The organism is Pseudomonas sp. WC2401, assembly GCF_041200115.1.
Classification (GTDB): Bacteria; Pseudomonadota; Gammaproteobacteria; order Pseudomonadales; family Pseudomonadaceae; genus Aquipseudomonas; species Aquipseudomonas fragi.
The window spans coordinates 1215718-1234172 of record NZ_CP165623.1; the positions used below are offsets into that span (position 1 = coordinate 1215718).

The window sequence follows — 18455 nt, forward strand, 5'->3', positions numbered from 1 at the left end:
TCCATGCACGATCCCCACAGCGAACGCATGAGCAGCGGCGAGACCCGGGCAGCAAGCGGTCTGGCCCTTGTGTTCGCCTTCCGTATGCTGGGCATGTTTATGGTGTTGCCGGTACTGGCGACCTATGGGATGGACCTGGCTGGCGCGACGCCTGCCCTTATAGGTCTGGCAATTGGCGCTTATGGCCTGACCCAGGCAATTTTTCAAATCCCGTTCGGGATCATTTCCGACCGTATTGGACGGCGCCCGGTGATTTACCTGGGCTTGATTGTCTTTGCGCTGGGCAGTGTGCTGGCGGCCAATTCCGATTCGATCTGGGGCGTTATTGCGGGACGTATCCTGCAAGGCGCAGGGGCGATTTCAGCAGCTGTCATGGCGCTGTTGTCGGACCTGACCCGTGAGCAGCACCGCACCAAGGCGATGGCCATGATCGGCATGACCATCGGATTGTCATTTGCTGTCGCAATGGTCGTGGGGCCGTTGCTGACCCGTGCATTCGGGTTGTCTGGCCTGTTTCTGGCCACGGGGGCAATGGCACTGTGCGGGATCGTGATCGTGATGTTTATGGTGCCGCGTTCCACCGGGACCTTGCAGCATCGTGAGTCCGGTGTGGCGAAGCAGGCTTTGCTGCCGACCTTGCGTCACCCTGACCTGTTGCGCCTGGACCTTGGCATTTTTGTGTTGCACGCCATGTTGATGTCGAGCTTTATTGCCTTGCCGCTGGCGCTGGTCGAAAAGGCCGGCCTGCCCAAGGAGCAGCACTGGTGGGTGTACCTGACGGCCTTACTGATATCTTTTTTCGCCATGATTCCGTTCATCATCTACGGCGAAAAGAAACGCAAAATGAAACGAGTTTTGCTCGGCGCCGTCGTTACGTTGATGCTCACTGAGCTATTCTTCTGGAAGTTCGGCGACAGTTTGCGGGCGTTGGTGATCGGCACCGTGGTGTTTTTCACCGCGTTTAACCTGTTGGAGGCTTCACTGCCTTCGCTGATCAGCAAAGTTTCACCCGCAGGCGGCAAGGGCACGGCGATGGGGGTTTATTCCACCAGCCAATTCCTCGGTTCGGCACTGGGCGGCATCCTCGGCGGCTGGCTGTTCCAGCATGGCGGTTTGTCGGTTGTGTTCCTTGGATGCGCAGGTCTGGCTGCACTCTGGCTAGCCTTTGCTGTTACCATGCGCGAACCACCGTATGTAACAAGCCTGCGCCTGCCGTTATCACCTGAGGCGCTGCGCGAAGCAGGTCTGGCTGAGCGTTTGAAGGCTGTTACTGGCGTTACAGATGCAGTGATCGTGGCTGAAGAGTCCGCGATTTATATCAAATTGGACACCGAACTATTGGATCGCGCGACACTCGAGCAGTTGGTTAACCCAGCGCCGACGTGCGAAGCCTAGGAGAACGTTATGGCCCGTGGGGTTAACAAAGTTATATTGGTCGGCACATGCGGCCAGGATCCCGAAGTTCGCTACTTGCCTAACGGTAATGCCGTGACCAACCTGAGTCTGGCAACCAGCGAACAGTGGACTGACAAGCAAACCGGCCAGAAAGTCGAAAAGACTGAATGGCACCGTGTATCGATGTTCGGCAAAGTGGCCGAAATTGCCGGCGAATACCTGCGCAAGGGTTCGCAGGTGTACATCGAAGGCAAGCTGCAAACCCGCGAGTGGGAAAAAGACGGTATCAAGCGTTACACCACTGAAATCGTGGTCGACATGCAAGGCACCATGCAACTGCTGGGTGGCCGTCCACAGGGCGACCAGCAAAACCAGGGTGGTGGCAACAACTACCAGCAACAACAGTCGGCTCCGCGTCAGCAGGCTCAACGCCCTGCACCGCAACAACAGCAGCAGTCGCGTCCTGCACCGCAACAGCAGGCACCGCAGCCAGCTCCGGATTTCGACAGCTTTGATGACGATATCCCGTTCTGATAATTACCTGTGACATTCAGGTAAAGATTCAGATGAAAAGCCCCTGTATAGGGGCTTTTTTTATGGCTTTGCGTTGTAAAGTTTTTAACCTGGAGGTGTGGTTTTCATCAGGAAAATGGCTCTGACTTGAAGGCGCTTCCTCTCCACTCGGCTCAGCCCAGCACACATTCACCATTGACCGTCCGCCACAGATCTAGCGGATTGCCATCTTGTAGCGCTTCAGGCATCAAGGCCGCAGGCAGGTCCTGATAACACACCGGCCGCAAGAACCGGTCGATGGCACTGGCGCCGACGGCGCTGCTACGACTGTCCGAGCTGGCCGGGAACGGGCCGCCGTGCACCATCGCATGAGACACCTCGACATTGTTCGGATAACCGTTCGCCAGGATCCGGCCCGCCTTGCGCTCAAGGATGGGCAGCAGTTTTCTGGCCAGCGCATGATCAGCGTGATCCAGTTGCAATGTCGCCGTCAGCTGCCCTGACAGGTGCTCGGCGACCGCCAGCATTTCATCTTCATTCTTGCAGGCGACGATCAGCGAGCCGGGGCCGAATATTTCGTCGCCCAGTCGTGCTGTCGTCAGAAAAGTGGCTGCATCCGTTACGAACAAGGTGGCCTGCGCTGCACATGGCGTTTGAGCAGGGCAACCTTGCCCCAGCGTTGTAACACCGTTGATAGTGCCCGTCTCTTCGATACCGGCGAGGTAGGCACGATGAATCCCCGGGGTCAGCATGGTGGCCGCCGCCTTTTTGCGCAGGGCGTCCTGGGCCGTGCTGCAAAACTGGGTCAGGGGCTGACCTTCCAAGGCAATCACCAGGCCCGGATTGGTACACAGTTGCCCCGCACTCATCGTCAGAGCCTCAACGAATCCACGGCCGATTTCGCTGGCGCGTATCGACAGTGCATGGGGCAACAGGAACACGGGATTGATACAGCTCATTTCGGCGTACACCGGGATCGGTTCACTGCGTTGCGCCGCTGTACGCATTAGCGCCAGGCCGCCCTGGCGCGAACCGGTGAAGGCGACTGCCTTGATCGCGGGATGGCTGACCAGGGTCTGGCCGAACAGGTGACCGTCGCCGATAAGCAGGGAAAACACGCCCTCGGGCAAGTGATGGGCAGCGGCTGCCTGTTGAATCACCTGGCCTACCAGTTCAGACGTACCCAGGTGAGCCTCGTGCGCCTTGACCACTATCGGGCAGCCAGCGGCCAGGGCGGCGGCGCTATCGCCGCCGGCAACCGAAAACGCCAATGGAAAGTTGCTTGCACCAAATACAGCCACCGGGCCGAGGGCGATCTTGTGCAACCTCAGGTCGGGGCGAGAAGGGATGCGCGTCGGCAAGGCGCAGTCCAGGGTGGCGCCGAGATAGTGGCCGTCGCGCACCACCTGTGCAAAGAGTCGCAACTGGCTCACGGTGCGGCCCCGTTCGATGATCAGGCGCGCTGCAGGCAATCCGGTTTCGAGGGAGGCGCGCCCGATTAGCGTGACTCCCAGCGCCAGGATGCCGGTGGCGATCGCTTCCAGGAACTGAGCACGCTGCTCTGCCGTGGTCGCGCGGTAGCGATCGCAGGCCTGCTGCGCCAGCGTGCAAGCCTGGTCAATGTCAGCGATACCGCCGACACCGAAGTCAGGCCCCAGCGTTTCATGGGTGGCAGGATTGATTGCAGACAGCGATCCTTTGTCGCCAAGCACTGCCGACTGACCGATGAGCATTTTGCCGGTAATCATCATGTGTCCTATTGCTTGCTGTGCCATCGTCAGGCCCGATTTTTCTGAAATTGAAGTGCGCAGGCGGTTGGTTCTATGTGTAGCGGTAGCGACCCAGCACAGCCTGCGGGTCCATTAAATGCTGCATTGCCCTGCTGATTTCCTGCACCTCAGGGGGGGTGTACTTGCTGTAATAAGCTGCATTCACGGGCCCGACGCCATGCTCTGCACTGAAGCAGCCGCCGTTTTCGGACACCAGCTTATAAATGCCGCTACGCACAGCGACGACCTTGGCGATGCCGTACTGGGCGATGTGGGCGTGCGGCACAAGCACAATCAAATGGCAGCCGCCGTCGGCAAAATGGCCGAAATCGTAAAGTTGCAGCAGCGGATGTTCGTGCTCTAGCCACTGTGCAGCTTGATCGCGGAAAGCGACCAATCGTGAGCGCGAAAACGCCACGTCGAACGACAGTGGGATACCTTCCTTGGCGATGGCCAGCGGCAGGTTGTCTCGCAGTGGCCAAAAGCTGCTGGTATTTCCAAAGGCGGCGTCGAGAACTCGGCCGCTTTCATACAGCGCTTCCAGCACCTGTTCGGTTCGTTGCGAAAAAAGGCTGTGCAAGCCAGGCATGCTGCTGGCGATCTCAATCAGGGCATAGCAGCTTGCCGACGATTGGCCGAACGGGTGGCGCAGCGTGGGGAAGTTGCGCAAGGTAATGGCGAGCGCTGCCTCGGAGATCACTTCGAATGCGCACAGCAGATCGCCAAATTGATGCTCGAAAGCCTGCAACACCTCAAGCGCTGTCCCATGGTCAGGCAAGGCCACAAACACGCTTTGCGTCGACTGGTCGATACGCTTGAGCTCAAGGGTCGCCGCCGTAATGATCCCGAAGGCGCCGCCGGTGCCGACAAACAACTGCTTGAGATCAAGCCCGGTATTGTTCTTGCGCAAGGGGGCGAGTAGCTGCACCACGGTGCCGTCGTCATCGGCCAGCACCACTTCGATACCGAGCAGGTTATGGCGCACGTCGCCATGCTTGAGCAAGCGGCTGCCGCCGGCATTGGCGCCGATTAATCCGCCTATGGCCGGGTCGCTGCCGATATCAATAGGGAAGTACAGCGAATGGGTTTCCAGTGTGCGATTCAGTTCTGACAAGAGCGTGCCGGCTTCGACAATCACCGTGCGGTTCAAGGGATCCATTTCGCGCACGTGGCGCATGCGCGTAAGGGAAACGATCACTTGCTTGCCGGAGTTGTCGGTAACGGCACCCCCCACCAATCCACTGCGGTTGCCTTGGGCGATCAGCCGTATGCGATGGCGCACCGCGATGCGCATAAGTGCGCTGACAGCGTGGGCATCGCGCGGGAAGACGACCGCCGCTGCTTTGCCACGGCAATGTGCGTCGTCCCTTTCATAAGGGGCACAGTCCGCCCCGGTCAGCAGCGACGCCTGCCCCAGAACTTCGGCGACTTCGGCCAGAAACGCGTCGAGGCCCGAGGCTTGTCGGTCCACGGTATGTTCCAGGTCGTTCATTGCGCCGCCGCCATGCGTTTGAGCAATTGGCTGCGTACCAGCACCAGCGCGACGATTGGCAATACGCCTCCCAGCAGCGTGTTATGGCGAAAAGCCAATGACACCGCGACGGCGATAGCAGCCGCAATCAGCAGCATCACCGAGAGTTTTCGAACCAACGCATGATCGCTGCTGGTTTCGCCGATGAAACCGAGTGGAGAAAGCTGGGTGGCCCCCATACCAATCACCAATACGCACGCCAGCACGGGCGCAGCACCCAGCTCCTGCCCCCACACTTGCAGAGCAGCGGTAGATACCGAAGCCAGCAGGGCGCCAATCATCAGGTACAGGTCGACGGCCAGTGCGATCCAGTGGCCAGGACGGTAATTGAACAGCCAGACCATGTGGGCAATGCTCAGAATACCGCTGAGCAGATACGCAGTCTCCCAGCGCACGCCTGCCTCACCCGGGCCGAAACGACCATACAAGAGGAACACGATGACCGGAATGAATGCGCTGGCATTCGACAAATAGGCACGGCCTAGCTTGCTGATAGACATGCTGGTTTCCTTGAATAGAGATGCAATGAAATGCCAGGGTCCCGGGCTTAACTTTTGTGCCAGCGGAACATGAAGGTCGCGGCGGTGAGAAACAACGTGGTCCAGCCTGCCAGGGTCAACAAGGGCAGCCACAGCGATGGCAGGGACGCTCCGTCGAGCATCACTTGGCGCAGTACCGAGACAAACTGGTTGATCGGAATCACCGAGAGAATGCTTTTGATCCAGGCTGGCGCATCGTTCAACGGGATGGTCAGGTTGCCGAAGAACAGGGCCGGGTAATGGATCAGATGGCACAGCAGTTCGGTTTCTTTTATCGAGGCAGTGCGACTGGCCAGCAGGGTGCCGAGGCACAGCAACATGACGCCGCCCAGCACAATGACCGGCAACGCACGCAAGGTCTGCACACTCCACAGCGAGATGTCGATGCCGTACCCGTACCGCGCCACCAGCAGCAATGTACCCACCGAAATCAGCATCATGACTACGCGCGACAAGAGGATAGAGGCCAGAAAAACCAGCTTCGGCACTGGAAAGCAGGCGTAGATCTTGAGGGCGTTGTGTTCACGCAAGCTGGCAATGGACAAGGCGGTGGACATGATGCCGAGTGACATCAAACAGATGACCAAAATGCCGGTGGTAAAAAACTGGCCGTAGTCGAAGGGCTTGGCGCCGGAGGCCGTATCTTCGAAACGCACCAGGTCTGTCGACACAATGCCGCGCTTGGCCGCTGAACACCTGACCGCGGCGATCTCGATCACGCGTGCTGCGGCGCGTACCGCCAGCTGACCCTTGAAGTCATAGCGCACCTGCATCGGTTCGTCGCCGGCCGCAAAGACGATGCGCACCGTGTCTGCTGCGATGGGGGCAGTGCTGCTGACGGTTGAAAAATTGGCCTTTACGGGATCGCCGCCAGCGAATGCCTGCTCAATCGCCAACGGGCAGCGGGTGTCCGAACTGGCCTGGGTGCCAGCTTCCTGAAACTCGACATTGACCGTACCCAGTGAGCCTGGATGACCGAAAGCCATCAGCATCACGGTCAGCAGCAGGATGGGGAAGGCCAGCGCCCAGAACAGCGCCGACTTGCTGCGGAAAAAACCCAGCAGCTCGTTGCGCGTCAATATCGCCAGTATGCTAAACATCCTGTTCTCCCTGGGCGCAGATGTGCAACATATCGCGGTAGTGGGTGGGGCCGAATTCAAAGTGCTGGAACGCAACATGACCGATCAGGGCGCGTATCAACGGATCCAGTGCCTGCGTGCCATAGACGCTGATTTCATTGCTGGATGGCCTCGACAGCCGCAGCGTGGCGCTTTCGCGTTCCAGCTGGCGATAGATGGCGTTGATCTGTTCACTGTCGTCCAGTTGCAGACGAGCATGGAAGGTGCCGACCAGGCGGTTCTTCAGTGCTTCTTTATCGCCCCGATACTCAACCCCGCCATTGCACACCCACACCACATCGCTGGCAGCATCCAGCTCTTCCTCCGAGTGGCAAATCATGATGATGGTCAGGCCCGCCAGGTCGTAGCGCAGCAGGTGTGCGACGCGCTCGATATAAGCGCGGTCAAGCCCGGTAAACGGTTCATCAAGTACGACAAGTTCCGGATGGTGGGCCAGTGCCACGAACAAATCGAGCCGCTGCTTTTGACCGCGTGACAGTGCCCGATAGGGCAGTTTGCGCAACGGTTCGATGTCCAGCGCCTGCGCTACCTGCAGGTCTTGCTTGCCGTACAGGGCCTGATGCAAATCGAGGATTTCCCTGACATTCGACGAGTCTTCATATTCGACCCGTTGCAATTGCACCCCCAGCCGCTTGCGGTGGCGGGTGCTTTGCAGAAAGCGCGCCGCCGCAACCCCCAGAATCTGCGCGTCTTCCAGATGTGCCTGACGGAAGCCGAGCAAGGCTTCGACCAGGGTGGTCTTGCCGGCGCCATTGGGGCCGATGATGGCGGTATGCCGACCGCGGCGAAACTGCAGATCGCGGACCTCGAAGCGGAAACTGCCGGCGCTGACCCGGATCAATTTGGCCGCCGCCGCACAGGGTTCCTCAGTGCGCGTGGGTGCCAAGTGCATCCCGGGATCCACGGCGGGTTCGGACAGCCCGTGTTTGTCGTCTGTCAGCAGGATTTGACTGTTCATGTTCAATCGAACAACGCGACTTGGACATCGCGTTGGCCTTTGAAGGGATTGCGGCCATGGGCGACAGCAATGTTATCGATCAACAGCAGGTCACCGCTGTGCCAGGGAAACGCGATCTCCTGCGCCTCAAGCGCGTCGTAAATCGGCGCGATATCAGCCTCCGGGATCGGCGTACCGTCGCCTAGCCGCACCTCGTAAGGGCGTGCCGGTTTGTCCTGATAGGCGCGCTGGATGTAGGCGTAACCCGGCTTGCCGAGGGAGCGGGCATTGTTGTGTTGGGTCGACAGTTGATTGAACCAGATGGATTCGCCCGTCAGCGGATGTTTCAACATGGCGTCACCGGTATGCGACACCGTGATGCTGCCATCGTCGAGCCATTGGTAATCGAGGTGTGTGTCGCGGCACAGCTGTTCCACCTGCTGCGGATCATCGGTCAGGAACGCTTCATTCCAGGGGCGGTGGTATTCGCGCATATGGGTGTTGCGCGGTTCATTCCCGGGCGTGCTGGGGGCACGGAAGTTGCGCAAGTACTGGATGCGCGCGGCGCTGAAGCGTTCGATCAAGTGCGGCGGCAGGCGACGGGTAACGGCTCGCATGTCGCACAGGATGGTTTCGCCGCCTTCAGCGGAGGGCTGTTTGCAAAAGAAGGCGAGTTTCTGTGGATAGTGGGCCATGTAGGCCTTTTCCTGATGCAGGCCGATTTTCAGGGTGGGCGGGATGCGGGTCGATTCGTAGACTCTGCCCTCGATATTGTTGCGTGGCGTGGCGCCGCCGATATAACCGAATGCATGCTCAGGATACTGTTGCGCGATGGCCTGGAAGTCCGCGCTTTCGCGCAATGCAAAACCACGGAACAACAGGCAACCGAACGCCAGCAGCATGCTGTCGAAAATCGACTGGTGGTGGCGATACCACGTCGCAAACGCTTCGCTGTCATCGCTTAGCGTGCGGTCCACGGGTGTTATAACGAGTGGCATGGGCCCGTGTGGCAGGAAACCACACTGCACCTGCGAGCTGCCCAGCATTGCCTGAAAGTGCTCAACCCGATCTGTACGTTGATCCATAGCCTTTTCCCCGGCGAGTTGCGTATCAAACCAACAAAGGCTTTTTAATGAGGATTTCGAAACCCAGTGCGCCCATGCCCGAACGAGGGCTGGTCACCACCGTGCAATGCTCCAGACCCGCCTCGATGACCAGTTCGCGCGCTTCTTGCAGGGTGACCTTTTCTTCAACATGGGTCGGTGGATAGCCCACCGATGCGCGCATTTGAGTGAATTTCTCCAGCAAGTCGGGGGCGACGTCGCGGCGCATGTCGTGTACCAGGCCGACTCCGCCCGGCTGCAGGACGCGGTACATCTCGGTCAGGCTTTTCACCTTGTCCGGCAAGTGATGCAAGGTGGCGCGGCTGACCGCCATGGTCAGGCTGTTGTCCGCGAAGGGCAGGTCCAGGGCGTCGCCCACCTTGAGTTCGATGGTGTCGCTCAGGCCGAGCGCTTCGATACGCGGTCGGCCACCGTCGAGCATGGTTTCGTCCAGATCCAGACCGATGAAATGCCAGCCTTTCAATACCGGGTCGGCCGCCAGACGCACCGGCACCACGACGGTGGCCGTGCCGATATCGACCAGGGCGCCGGGCGGCAGGTCGCGGGCAATCTGGCGGATGCGGGTGACGAACATCACGTCCCAGGGCTCCAGTGCTTGCGAGGCAAAGCGATCGTATTCGTCAGCAGGGCGTAGATTTTTCAATAACATTTATAAGTTCCCGTATGAAATGGCGTTACAAGGATTCAGCGTTGGCATAGCAATGGCGGTCTGCGTCTGGCTGCCCTACAGCCAACCCACTGGAACGGTGGCCAGCAACTTGCGCGCGGCTTTGCTGCTGACACCGAAAGCAGGACGATCACGCCGCTCGATGGCATGCGCGACGATGGCCGCCACCCGGCCACAGAGCCCCAGGCCGACACTCCAACGGGCTTGCGTTATACCGAGATCAAGCAGGGCTGCAGCGGTGATGAAATCAATATTCGGACGCAGGCCTTTACGCTCCAGGACGTGGGCACAGACGACGTCAAAAATCTCCAGGTAGCGCCCCCCGAAACCCCATTGAGCAAACAGGGCCCTGATATGCGGCGGCCGTGGATCCTGCACAAACAGCGGATGGCCGAAACCAAACAACAGGTTGCCGGGCTGATCCAGCGCGTGGTCGACCGCTTGCCGTATGTCGGCATGGCTGGCTTGTGCACTGATGGTCTTGAGCCAGCTCATGGCTTCTTCTGCTGCGCCGACATGTTTGGGGCCGCTGGCCATAAACCCGGCCGCTACGGCCTGCGCAAGGCTGACGCCGGTGCCGATGGCGGTGCGTGGTACCAGCACCGTCGGCGTGATGTAGCCGAAACCGGCGTGCCAGGCCACCAGCAGGGCGTCAACGACACGAATGGATAATGCGTCGATGTTGCTCGCGCCCATTGCCGCCAACACCCCCTCGGCGTGTTGGCCCGGCGCTGCGCCGGGGGCTTGATGACCGAGCGCCGCGTGCAAAAAGTGCGGCGCTGAGGCAACGCTGACCAGGCCCTGGATAAAGTCCTGATGGGTGGGCAAGCCGCGCGCGGTTGCTTCGCGCAGGGCGATATTTTCCAGCGCGCCCAGATCGCCGAGAAAGCCGCAGGCGGCTGCCTGCACCATGCCGGCACCGCTGTCGGCCACCGCTTCGATGCCGCGTCGATAGGCTGGCGCCTGCGACAGGTGGCGAGCAATGTGTACCAGGACAGCGTCAACGGCCTGGCTCTCGGCAGGGGACGGCAGGCTGCCAAACCACGCCAGCCACAGCGCCGTGGGGAAGTCGACAATGCCGATCAGGTCATTGAGGTTACGACCCCTGACCCACAGGCCTTCATTGGGCTCAAGCGTGGCACCGTCGATATTGGTGCCGCGATACAGGCTGCGCGGTCCGCCAAACAGGCTCTGCGGCGGTGTGGGTGTGGGCGTGTCGGCCTGTACCAGTTCATCAAGCGCAATGCCGCAGTGGGCGACCAGCAGGTTTTCTATGGCCTGTGCGTGTTGCGTCACAGTCGGCAGGATATTGGCGAAAAAATATTGCGCGGTCTTGACCTTGCCCCGGTAAAAAGCGGCTTCTTCGGCACTCGGTTGCTGGTGAAGCTGGCGCTCTGCCAGGCAGGCCGATTCCAGCAAGACCCAGGCGCTGGCGGTGAGACCGAGCATTTCCAGGAAGCGGGTAAAGAACTGGCTGGTTTCGTGGGTGCGACCTGCACGCACGTGCTCATTGATGAGTGCAAGCGCCTGCTCAACAGCGAGCATGGCGTTTTCCAGCAGCGGGAATTTAGCTTGCAGCTCAATCCCGACCCCCATTTTGCTGCTCAAAAAGGCATCCAGCTCTTCGCGCAAATATTTGATCAGGCGTGAGTTTCGGCCAAATCCCAGCTTGTCGCGCACCAGATCCTGGGACTGGATATAGTTGGTGCCTTCCCAGATCGACAGGATTTTCACGTCGCGGGCATTTTGTTCCACAGGGTAAGCATCGGTGTAGCCGATGCCGCCATGCACCTGAATCGCCAGTTCGCAGATTTTCCAGGCCTGGTCCGAGACGAACGCCTTGCAGATCGGCGTGAACAGCAGCACCAGCTTGCGGTACTTTTCGACCCGGGCTTCGTCCAGTACCGGCTCGGCTTCCAGGGCATACGCCTGGGTCGATGCGCCGGTCAATTTGCCGAGCAGCCCGCGGCAGCCCTCTACCCGCGCCTTCATTTCCAGCAGCATGCGCTGTACGTCGGCGTGTTCGATGATGGGCACAGCGGGTGCGCTGGCATCGGACGTGCGACTGATGGCGCGGCCCTGGAGCCGTTTACCGGCGAAATCGACTGAGTGCAGATAGGCACTGGACGCCAGGCCCAGGCCGATAATCGCCGTGCTCATACGCGCCTGGTTCATCAAGGGCACAAGTTGCAGCAACCCGGCATTCTTGCGATCACCCAGCAGGACGGCGCGGGTGGTGCCGCTTCGACCAAACACCAGCTGGGTATTGGCGCAGCCCTTCAAGCCCATTTTGTGCAGCAATGACGTGCACTCGACATGGTTGTCTTCCAGCTCGCCGGTCTCTGGATTGGGCCAGAAGCGCGGCACTAGCAGGCAGGAAAGCGAGTAGGAGGTCGAGGTCGCGCTATTAATGCGGCCCAAGACAAAGTAAACGGTGTTTTCGGTCAGCGTATGCATCCCGGCCGAGATGTAGACTTTTTCGCCGCTGACGGCGTATTCGCCGTTTTCAAGGGGTTTTGCGAGGGTGGTGACCGCCGTCAGGTCGCTGCCGGCCTGTTGCTCGGTGGCGCAGAAACACGCGTCCCAGTCGTAGCGTTGAAGCTTGCGCAGGTAAGTGGCCTTTTGTGCTGCAGTACCGTGCAGCTTTAGCAGCTTGATGGCTGGAAAGTTGAAGCCGCCGTAGGTCATAAACGCCGGATTGGCACCCATGAACATTTCCTGGATGGCTTGCCGGATCAGGGGGGGCAAGGCCGGTTGCTGGGATTCGCTGTCGTTGCCCAGCACCTGAATCCACTCATCCTTGTAGCGTTGCCAGAGTGTGTGGAACTCCTTGGGGATTTCGACGTTGCCGTTTTCCAGCAAGCGGCATCCCTGGCGGTCGGAGGCTTGATAGGCCTTGCCTAACTCATCAGCGAACGCCCTGGCGCGCTCCAGCAAGGCATCGTAATAGGCGCGATTCTTGTCGTTGAACGGCGCCCGAGTGAGAAAATTCTGGTCGGTTTTATGCAATTCCCACAAAAAAAAGCGAAGCTCACGCAGGCTGACTTTATAAGCAGACATAGGTTTTCCTGATTAATAAGCGGTTTGCATCCGGGTTCAGGCGCCAGCCTGGATCTCGGCCACAATGGCACCGGCGGTGCCGCACAAGGCTGTATCCCACAGCAGGGCGGTGACCGTTTTACCGGGGGGCAGGGTGGCGCGCAGGCGCATAAGCGACAGCAAGGGAGCCGCGCTCGACTGATGGCCTCGGACACCGAATTCGAAATGTCGGACTTGTGCAATGCCCAGTTCGCGGCTGACGCCGAGGGTGAAGCTGTCGCTGAACCCTGCCGGCAGCACCCAATCGATGTCGCTGGCTTTCAGGCCCGCCCGCTCGATCGCCGTTTGCGCTGCACTCACCGCCAGCGGATGCAGGCGTTCAGCCAGGGCGGCAGGCGTCAGTCCCCAGGGATTGTCGATGGCCGTGCGATAGTGCATGGCCGAGGCCCGTATCGCCCCCCAGCCTGGTGCAGGCTGACTATCGCCATCGAGCAAGATGGCGGCGGCGCCGTCGCCGTACACCACCAGATCACCCCAGGCGCGAAAGAAGGGGTAGAGCCACTTATCGGACGCCACCAACAGCACCTTGCCGCCGAGGCTGACCAGCGCTTCGATCATGCTCAGGGCATTGAACACGCCGGCAGTACCCGCTTGGCCGATGGCGAATGGCAGCGCTTTGGGCAAGCCCAGTGCGTGCTGGATGCGGCCGGCGACCGATTCATTAATGCGTTGGTTAAGGGCGGCATTGGTCACCACAATGTGGGTTACCTGTGCCAGGGTTTCTGCCGGAATCTGTTGGCGCAATTGCGCGACCGCTTCCAGCGCCAGGTCGGCGCCGCTTTGCAAGGGGGGTGCTACCGGCAGGGCGATGCTCGCCGTGGGCAGCAGCCGAAGCGCTTCTTCGGCGTCGACCCTGCCCCTGGCGCGAGGCATGGAAAAGACCGCGGATTTGTACAACAGATGGCCATAGCCGATGTTTTTTTCCTGGGCTTGGACCGCCCGGAACGGGGTCGTGTCGGGGACGTGGGAAGCGATAGCGCGGATTCGAAGCATGAGGCTATTCCGTGACCGTAAGTGGGGTGGAGAAAAACTCGGAAAACTGCTGCTTCAACTGCTTGCGGTCGATCTTGCCGTTCGGGTTGCGCGGTAAAGGCGAGTCATGGAAGGCCACATGCAGCGGCACCATGTAGGTCGGCAGTTTGTCCCTGCACAGCTTGATCAGTGCCTGGGCGGTGAGCTGTGTCTGCGGGTGGGCGAGCAGGCTGATGATGATGGCCTCGCCCTGTTGCGGATGCGGCACGCCAAACGCCGCTGCTTCGGTGATTTCATCCACGGCAAAGAGGATTTCCTCGACTTCGGTGGGGCTGACGCGGTAGCCGGAGGTCTTGATCATGTCGTCGCTGCGCGCAACGAAATACAGAAAGCCGTCGCTGTCGCGGTAGACGATATCGCCCGACCAGACCGCTGTTTCGGCGCGCGGAATCTGCCCGCTCGGGTGTAGCCAGGGACGAAAGCGTTGAGCGGTCAGCTCGGGGTCATTCCAGTACCCGAGCGTGACAAACGCGCCGCGGTGAACCAGTTCGCCGTGCTCTCCAGCGGCACATTCGCTGCCGTCCTGGCGCATCACGCGGATATCGGCGTTGGGCACCGCCTTGCCGATGGAGTCGGGCCGCGTGACGGCTGCTTCCGGGGCCAGGTAGGTCGAGCGGAAAGCCTCGGTCAAGCCGTACATCAGATAGGGCAGCGCATCAGGGAATGCGTTTTTGAGTTTTTCCAGCAAGGGCGGTGGCATATGCCCGCCGGTGTTGGCAAAGCAGCGAATGCGCGCGCCGGCAGGCTGCGGCCATTGCACTGAGGCCAGTTGCATCCATAGCGGCGGCACACCGGTAATCACGGTGACGCCATGGGCTTCGCAGAACGTCGGGACTTCGCCCGCTTGCAGGAAATCCAGCGGCGCGTAGCAAGCACCGCTGACCAGCGCTGTGGTCAACTGACTGAGCCCGGCATCGAAGCTCAGCGGCAATATTCCGAGGATGACGTCATCGGCCCGCAAGCGCAGATAGTGAGCGACGCTATAGGCGCCAGACACCAGGTTACGTTGCGACAGCACCACGCCTTTGGGCCGGCCCGTTGAGCCGGAGGTGTACAAAATGGCGGCAGGATCACTGTCGGTGACTGCGCTGGCTGCGGTGACAAGCGCCGCATCGGTCGGTGTGTCCAGGTTATCGGCCTGTAGTTTTTCCAGCTGCCAGGTATCGAGCCCGATGTCCTGCACCATCGCCTCGATACGCCTGAGGCGCGGGCCCGTGCTGATGAGCAAGCGAGCACCGCTGTCCAGCAGGATATGGCGTACCTGTTGTTCTTTGAGCTGAGGATTGATGGGCACCAGGATCGCACCCCGGGCATTGATCGCCAGAAACATGACGATGGTTTCGTACTGCTTGCCCGCATACACAGCGACGCGTTCGCCCGCTTGCACACCGCTATCGGCCAGCCTCTTTGCCGTCAGGCGCACGTCTTCCAGCAGCTCGGAATACGTCGCCATCTTTGCGCCTTGAGCGAACGCACGGCGCGCGCCTTGGTGGTGGGCGCTGTCTTTCAACAGGTCATACAAACTGATGTGGGCGGTCATGGTGACGTCCCTAGGACTGGTGGATATAGGTGTGTGCCGGGCTTTGCGAGAGAAAAGCGCTGACGCTATACGTCTGGTTATAGGCGCCGCAGTTGTCGAAGATCACCAGATCGCCCACGCTCGGCGGGGCCGACACGTCATGGCTCCAGCCGATCACGTCGGCGCGGCTGCAGGTGCTGCCCACGAACTGGGTCGGCAACAGGGGCGCGTCAACCGGTGCCTGCTGGCGCCGCAGCAGGCGCGGTTGCGCGTAGTTCTTCAACATGGATTCGGTTTTGGCCAGCAGGAAGTTGTGGCTCAGGCCACCGTCGCAGACGGCAACGTAGCGTTCACCCAAGGTTTTGACTGAACGCACGCGGGTCACGAAGGTACCTGCGCCAGCGAAGACACCGCGTCCGGACTCGTGGACGACCTTGAAGTCTTCGTGCAGTGGGGCAATACGCTGGCGATATGCGTCAAACGTCTGTGCCTGGTTGTGCAAGTGCTCGGAGAAACCGCCGCCGACGTTAAGAAACGTAACGGGCAGGCCGGTCAGTCGTGCGACTTGCGGCGCAAAGGCAGCGAGCGCATGGGCAAGGGCGGCGGCATCGGCACCCTTGTCATCTATGTGAAAACTGTTGGAGCCCGCAAATGTATGGAGGCCGATGACGGGCACGTTGGCCTGGGTCAATGCAACCGTCGTCAGCAAGGCGTCGTGGCGGCTCATGCCGAAATGGTCAGCCATGTGTTTGCCCGAGCTGAGCAATTGACCCGCGTTCAAGCGCAATACCGTTTGCGGGGCGGCCTGTTTACCGATGACGCGAATCAGTCGCTGCGCCTGCTCCAGGCTGTCGATGATGAACGTGCAACGTGAGGCCAGGGCCGCACGCATGAACTCTTCATCCATTGACGGATTGTTCACGTATTTGGGGGCGTTGATGCGACCCGCGACAATATCGAGTTCGCCCTGGCTGGCCAGCTCCACACCGTCGATGAAGGCGTGGCCGCAGCGGATCAACAAGTCCAGATTGGGGTTGGCCTTGAGCGACACAATCAGCGGTGTCCCCAAGCGCTCGCGTAAGTCAGCGTAACGGGCCATTACGACGGTGGGGTCCAGTACATAGCATGGCGTTTTCAGATTCAGCAGCCATTCTTCGGTCCTGGCGTCGTCGCTCCTGACCGGCGGAGAAGCGTTGGTCATGGTCATGTCAATTCACCGGATGAAGGGTCAATGCCGAAAATGAACCGTTGTCCGATTCCGTTATATTCATCAGGTGCGCCCCGCCATCGACCTTGCTCAGGCCCATATCGGCCAGGTTGATCGCCAGGTCCGAGCCAAAGGAATGACCCTTGTTCAGGATGTTGTCGCTATAGAGCGTGGTGGCGGGAATCGCCATGGCGCCACAGAAGGCGTTCCAGCCAGAGTGGTTGGAGTTGTAAGGCAAAATGCAGGTGAAATCGCTGAGCGCCATGCCGCAGTCGGCCACGGCTTCCATCATGACTTTGCGGGTGTAGTGCCACTCCAGGTTGAACATGGCCTGTTTCACCGCGTTATTGGTCACGGAGCCCAGGTACCAGCTGCCATAATTGCGCACGGCCGTCGCGCCAACCCGGTTACGGCGGCTGTTACGGGTCACCAGCAGGCACCCCGCGCCATCACTTAATATGCTCGCCTGCAGCACCCGGTAACGCTCGATAAAGACACGGTCGGACGAGACGATCAGCACCGAATGCAGTTGGCTATGCACCTTCATCAGGGCCTGGGCCATTTGAATGGCGACGCTGATCGACGAACAATTGAGCTGTGCGATCGACCCGGCCCAGACAGGCTTTATGCCGAATGCCGCGGCCACTTCCAGCGGCAGGCTGCGTGGCGCCGGCGGTACGCTGAACAGCCCGGTATGCACATGGATCACTGCACCGATGTCGCTGCCCTTGAAGCCTTGCTCCTCTTGCAGGCGGGCGACAGCGCGCTTGGCCAGCTCGACCTCGTCGATGTCCGGTGCCACATGGAAATATCGGCAACCCGCATTGCGGATCATCTCAAAGCGCTCGGCGGGCAACTTGTGTTGCTGAGCCCAGTCATTGAGGTCCTGGCGTTCGCCGGGCAATTCGTATGCGGCGGCTTCAATACCGATCGTGAAGGGGGCGGGGCTGTTTGTTGCCGCGATAGTTGGGGGCGTCATGACTGTCTTCCTGTTAAGCCGGCATTGGCATGGCGGCGTAATCCAGCACTTTGAGCTTTTCAAAGGCATCGCTTACACGGGGCGTCAGCAAACCCATTTCGCGGATGGTTGGCACCAGCCGCCGGAAAATGGAACGGCGCATGGAGTTGGCCACTTCCGAACTCCTGACCAGATGGCTGCACTCTTTTTTGGATAGGCCCATCGGCTCCCATATGTCGTCGGCGCACAGGTGTTCGTACAAGGTGTAAGCACCTTCAACCACAAACTCTTCGCGTTCCTTGCGTTCAGTGCTGCTCATTTCCTTGTACACACTGCCCAGCGTGATGCGGCCAATGGCAAAGTGGCGCGCCTCATCGCGCTGAATGCGCGTCATCAGGTCTTTGATAAAAGGGTCTTTGGTGTAGGCGACCATGCTTTGAAACAGTGACAGCGCAATACCCTCCACCAGCACTTGCATGCCCAGGTTGGTCATGTCGAGCTTGCTGGTGGTAATGGTCTCTTCCAGCAGGCCTTTGAGCGCCTTGCTCATGGGGTAGCTAATCGGCAGTTTGTTATTGACCAGGCGACCGAAGGCTTCGATATGACGAGCTTCATCGATGATTTGCCCGGCGGCACAGAGACGGGCCGAGAGACTTTCTTCGGCCACCGCCAGTTTCGATGCGCAAATCAGGGCCGCCTGTTCACCGTGCAGTACCTGTGACAGGGTCCAGCCTTGGGAGTGATGGCGAATTTCGGCACGGTTTTTTTCATTCATTTTGTTCCAGACATCGGTGCCGTAGATCAGCAGTGTGCCGTCCGGCATGCCCAGTGGATTGTCCGGGTTGAGCTCGTAGCTCCAATCAATGTCGGTATTGACATCCCACTGGTTGGCCTTGGTTTTCTGATACAGCGCATTCAAGCTGTCATTGCTGAAATCGTAGGTCTGCGACATGAACGCATCGACCGAGAAATTCCACTTGATCGGCTCGCCATCATCCAGTGTCTGTTTGTGCTCTTTTTGCATGA

The 18455-nt window shown here is 59.8% G+C and carries 15 protein-coding genes; 2 read left to right on the forward strand and 13 right to left on the reverse strand.

Annotation, left to right across the window (positions count from 1 at the left end):
* Positions 1 to 3 precede the first annotated feature (3 nt).
* Positions 4 to 1395, forward strand: coding sequence for an MFS transporter (locus AB3G35_RS05540; protein ID WP_016779189.1), 1392 nt, complete (start codon positions 4 to 6; stop codon positions 1393 to 1395).
* A gap of 9 nt (positions 1396 to 1404) precedes the next feature.
* Entirely contained in the window at positions 1405 to 1929 is a 525-nt protein-coding gene (locus AB3G35_RS05545) for a single-stranded DNA-binding protein (protein WP_016779190.1), read from the forward strand.
* 152 nt (positions 1930 to 2081) lie between these two features.
* On the opposite strand, the gene AB3G35_RS05550 is transcribed toward AB3G35_RS05545, so the two are convergent.
* The 13 genes from AB3G35_RS05550 to AB3G35_RS05610 form a co-directional block, all read right to left on the reverse strand.
* The gene (locus AB3G35_RS05550) at positions 2082 to 3659 is read right to left on the reverse strand and encodes an aldehyde dehydrogenase (NADP(+)) (protein ID WP_369782362.1); all 1578 of its coding nucleotides are present in this window, start codon (positions 3657 to 3659) and stop codon (positions 2082 to 2084) included.
* 70 nt (positions 3660 to 3729) lie between these two features.
* Complete coding sequence (locus AB3G35_RS05555) at positions 3730 to 5169, reverse strand: FAD-binding oxidoreductase (RefSeq protein ID WP_369782363.1); 1440 nt, start codon at positions 5167 to 5169, stop codon at positions 3730 to 3732.
* Positions 5166 to 5708: a permease gene (locus tag AB3G35_RS05560; RefSeq protein ID WP_369782364.1), complete on the reverse strand. Its 543-nt coding sequence runs from the start codon at positions 5706 to 5708 to the stop codon at positions 5166 to 5168. Before AB3G35_RS05560 ends, AB3G35_RS05555 begins: the two co-directional genes overlap by 4 nt.
* Before the next feature lie 47 nt (positions 5709 to 5755).
* Positions 5756 to 6847: an ABC transporter permease gene (locus AB3G35_RS05565; protein WP_369782365.1), complete on the reverse strand. Its 1092-nt coding sequence runs from the start codon at positions 6845 to 6847 to the stop codon at positions 5756 to 5758.
* On the reverse strand, positions 6840 to 7844 hold the full coding sequence (locus AB3G35_RS05570) for an ABC transporter ATP-binding protein (protein WP_315245579.1): 1005 nt from the start codon (positions 7842 to 7844) through the stop codon (positions 6840 to 6842). The genes AB3G35_RS05565 and AB3G35_RS05570 overlap by 8 nt, the downstream gene beginning before the upstream one ends.
* Positions 7845 to 7846: 2 nt before the next feature.
* Positions 7847 to 8908 (reverse strand): TauD/TfdA family dioxygenase, encoded by a 1062-nt coding sequence (locus AB3G35_RS05575; protein ID WP_086795751.1) that lies wholly within the window; start codon positions 8906 to 8908, stop codon positions 7847 to 7849.
* A gap of 25 nt (positions 8909 to 8933) precedes the next feature.
* Positions 8934 to 9596: a class I SAM-dependent methyltransferase gene (locus AB3G35_RS05580; RefSeq protein WP_106116887.1), complete on the reverse strand. Its 663-nt coding sequence runs from the start codon at positions 9594 to 9596 to the stop codon at positions 8934 to 8936.
* 75 nt (positions 9597 to 9671) lie between these two features.
* Complete coding sequence (locus AB3G35_RS05585; RefSeq protein ID WP_369782366.1) at positions 9672 to 12674, reverse strand: citrate/2-methylcitrate synthase; 3003 nt, start codon at positions 12672 to 12674, stop codon at positions 9672 to 9674.
* 36 nt (positions 12675 to 12710) lie between these two features.
* On the reverse strand, positions 12711 to 13706 hold the full coding sequence (locus AB3G35_RS05590; RefSeq protein ID WP_369782367.1) for a hypothetical protein: 996 nt from the start codon (positions 13704 to 13706) through the stop codon (positions 12711 to 12713).
* Between the two features lie 4 nt (positions 13707 to 13710).
* A complete protein-coding gene (locus AB3G35_RS05595) occupies positions 13711 to 15285 on the reverse strand; it encodes an acyl-CoA ligase (AMP-forming), exosortase A system-associated (protein WP_315245567.1) in 1575 nt (524 codons plus the stop codon).
* A gap of 10 nt (positions 15286 to 15295) precedes the next feature.
* On the reverse strand, positions 15296 to 16465 hold the full coding sequence (locus AB3G35_RS05600) for a PLP-dependent decarboxylase (RefSeq protein ID WP_369782368.1): 1170 nt from the start codon (positions 16463 to 16465) through the stop codon (positions 15296 to 15298).
* A 7-nt stretch (positions 16466 to 16472) separates the two neighbouring features.
* Entirely contained in the window at positions 16473 to 17450 is a 978-nt protein-coding gene (locus tag AB3G35_RS05605; protein WP_106116883.1) for a 3-oxoacyl-ACP synthase, read from the reverse strand.
* Between the two features lie 13 nt (positions 17451 to 17463).
* The gene (locus AB3G35_RS05610; protein WP_086795758.1) at positions 17464 to 18453 is read right to left on the reverse strand and encodes a ferritin-like domain-containing protein; all 990 of its coding nucleotides are present in this window, start codon (positions 18451 to 18453) and stop codon (positions 17464 to 17466) included.
* Positions 18454 to 18455 lie beyond the last annotated feature (2 nt).

Bases quoted from the DNA above. Each gene is read 5' to 3' on its own strand.
- AB3G35_RS05600 (WP_369782368.1), bottom strand. From the start codon at position 16,465: ATGACCAACGCTTCTCCGCCGGTCAGGAGCGACGACGCCAGGACCGAA.
- AB3G35_RS05565 (WP_369782365.1), bottom strand. From the start codon at position 6,847: ATGTTTAGCATACTGGCGATATTGACGCGCAACGAGCTGCTGGGTTTT.
- AB3G35_RS05590 (WP_369782367.1), bottom strand. From the start codon at position 13,706: ATGCTTCGAATCCGCGCTATCGCTTCCCACGTCCCCGACACGACCCCG.
- AB3G35_RS05545 (WP_016779190.1), top strand. From the start codon at position 1,405: ATGGCCCGTGGGGTTAACAAAGTTATATTGGTCGGCACATGCGGCCAG.
- AB3G35_RS05540 (WP_016779189.1), top strand. From the start codon at position 4: ATGCACGATCCCCACAGCGAACGCATGAGCAGCGGCGAGACCCGGGCA.
- AB3G35_RS05555 (WP_369782363.1), bottom strand. From the start codon at position 5,169: ATGAACGACCTGGAACATACCGTGGACCGACAAGCCTCGGGCCTCGAC.
- AB3G35_RS05575 (WP_086795751.1), bottom strand. From the start codon at position 8,908: ATGGATCAACGTACAGATCGGGTTGAGCACTTTCAGGCAATGCTGGGC.
- AB3G35_RS05605 (WP_106116883.1), bottom strand. From the start codon at position 17,450: ATGACGCCCCCAACTATCGCGGCAACAAACAGCCCCGCCCCCTTCACG.
- AB3G35_RS05580 (WP_106116887.1), bottom strand. From the start codon at position 9,596: ATGTTATTGAAAAATCTACGCCCTGCTGACGAATACGATCGCTTTGCC.
- AB3G35_RS05585 (WP_369782366.1), bottom strand. From the start codon at position 12,674: ATGTCTGCTTATAAAGTCAGCCTGCGTGAGCTTCGCTTTTTTTTGTGG.
- AB3G35_RS05560 (WP_369782364.1), bottom strand. From the start codon at position 5,708: ATGTCTATCAGCAAGCTAGGCCGTGCCTATTTGTCGAATGCCAGCGCA.
- AB3G35_RS05595 (WP_315245567.1), bottom strand. From the start codon at position 15,285: ATGACCGCCCACATCAGTTTGTATGACCTGTTGAAAGACAGCGCCCAC.
- AB3G35_RS05550 (WP_369782362.1), bottom strand. From the start codon at position 3,659: ATGATGATTACCGGCAAAATGCTCATCGGTCAGTCGGCAGTGCTTGGC.
- AB3G35_RS05610 (WP_086795758.1), bottom strand. From the start codon at position 18,453: ATGCAAAAAGAGCACAAACAGACACTGGATGATGGCGAGCCGATCAAG.
- AB3G35_RS05570 (WP_315245579.1), bottom strand. From the start codon at position 7,844: ATGAACAGTCAAATCCTGCTGACAGACGACAAACACGGGCTGTCCGAA.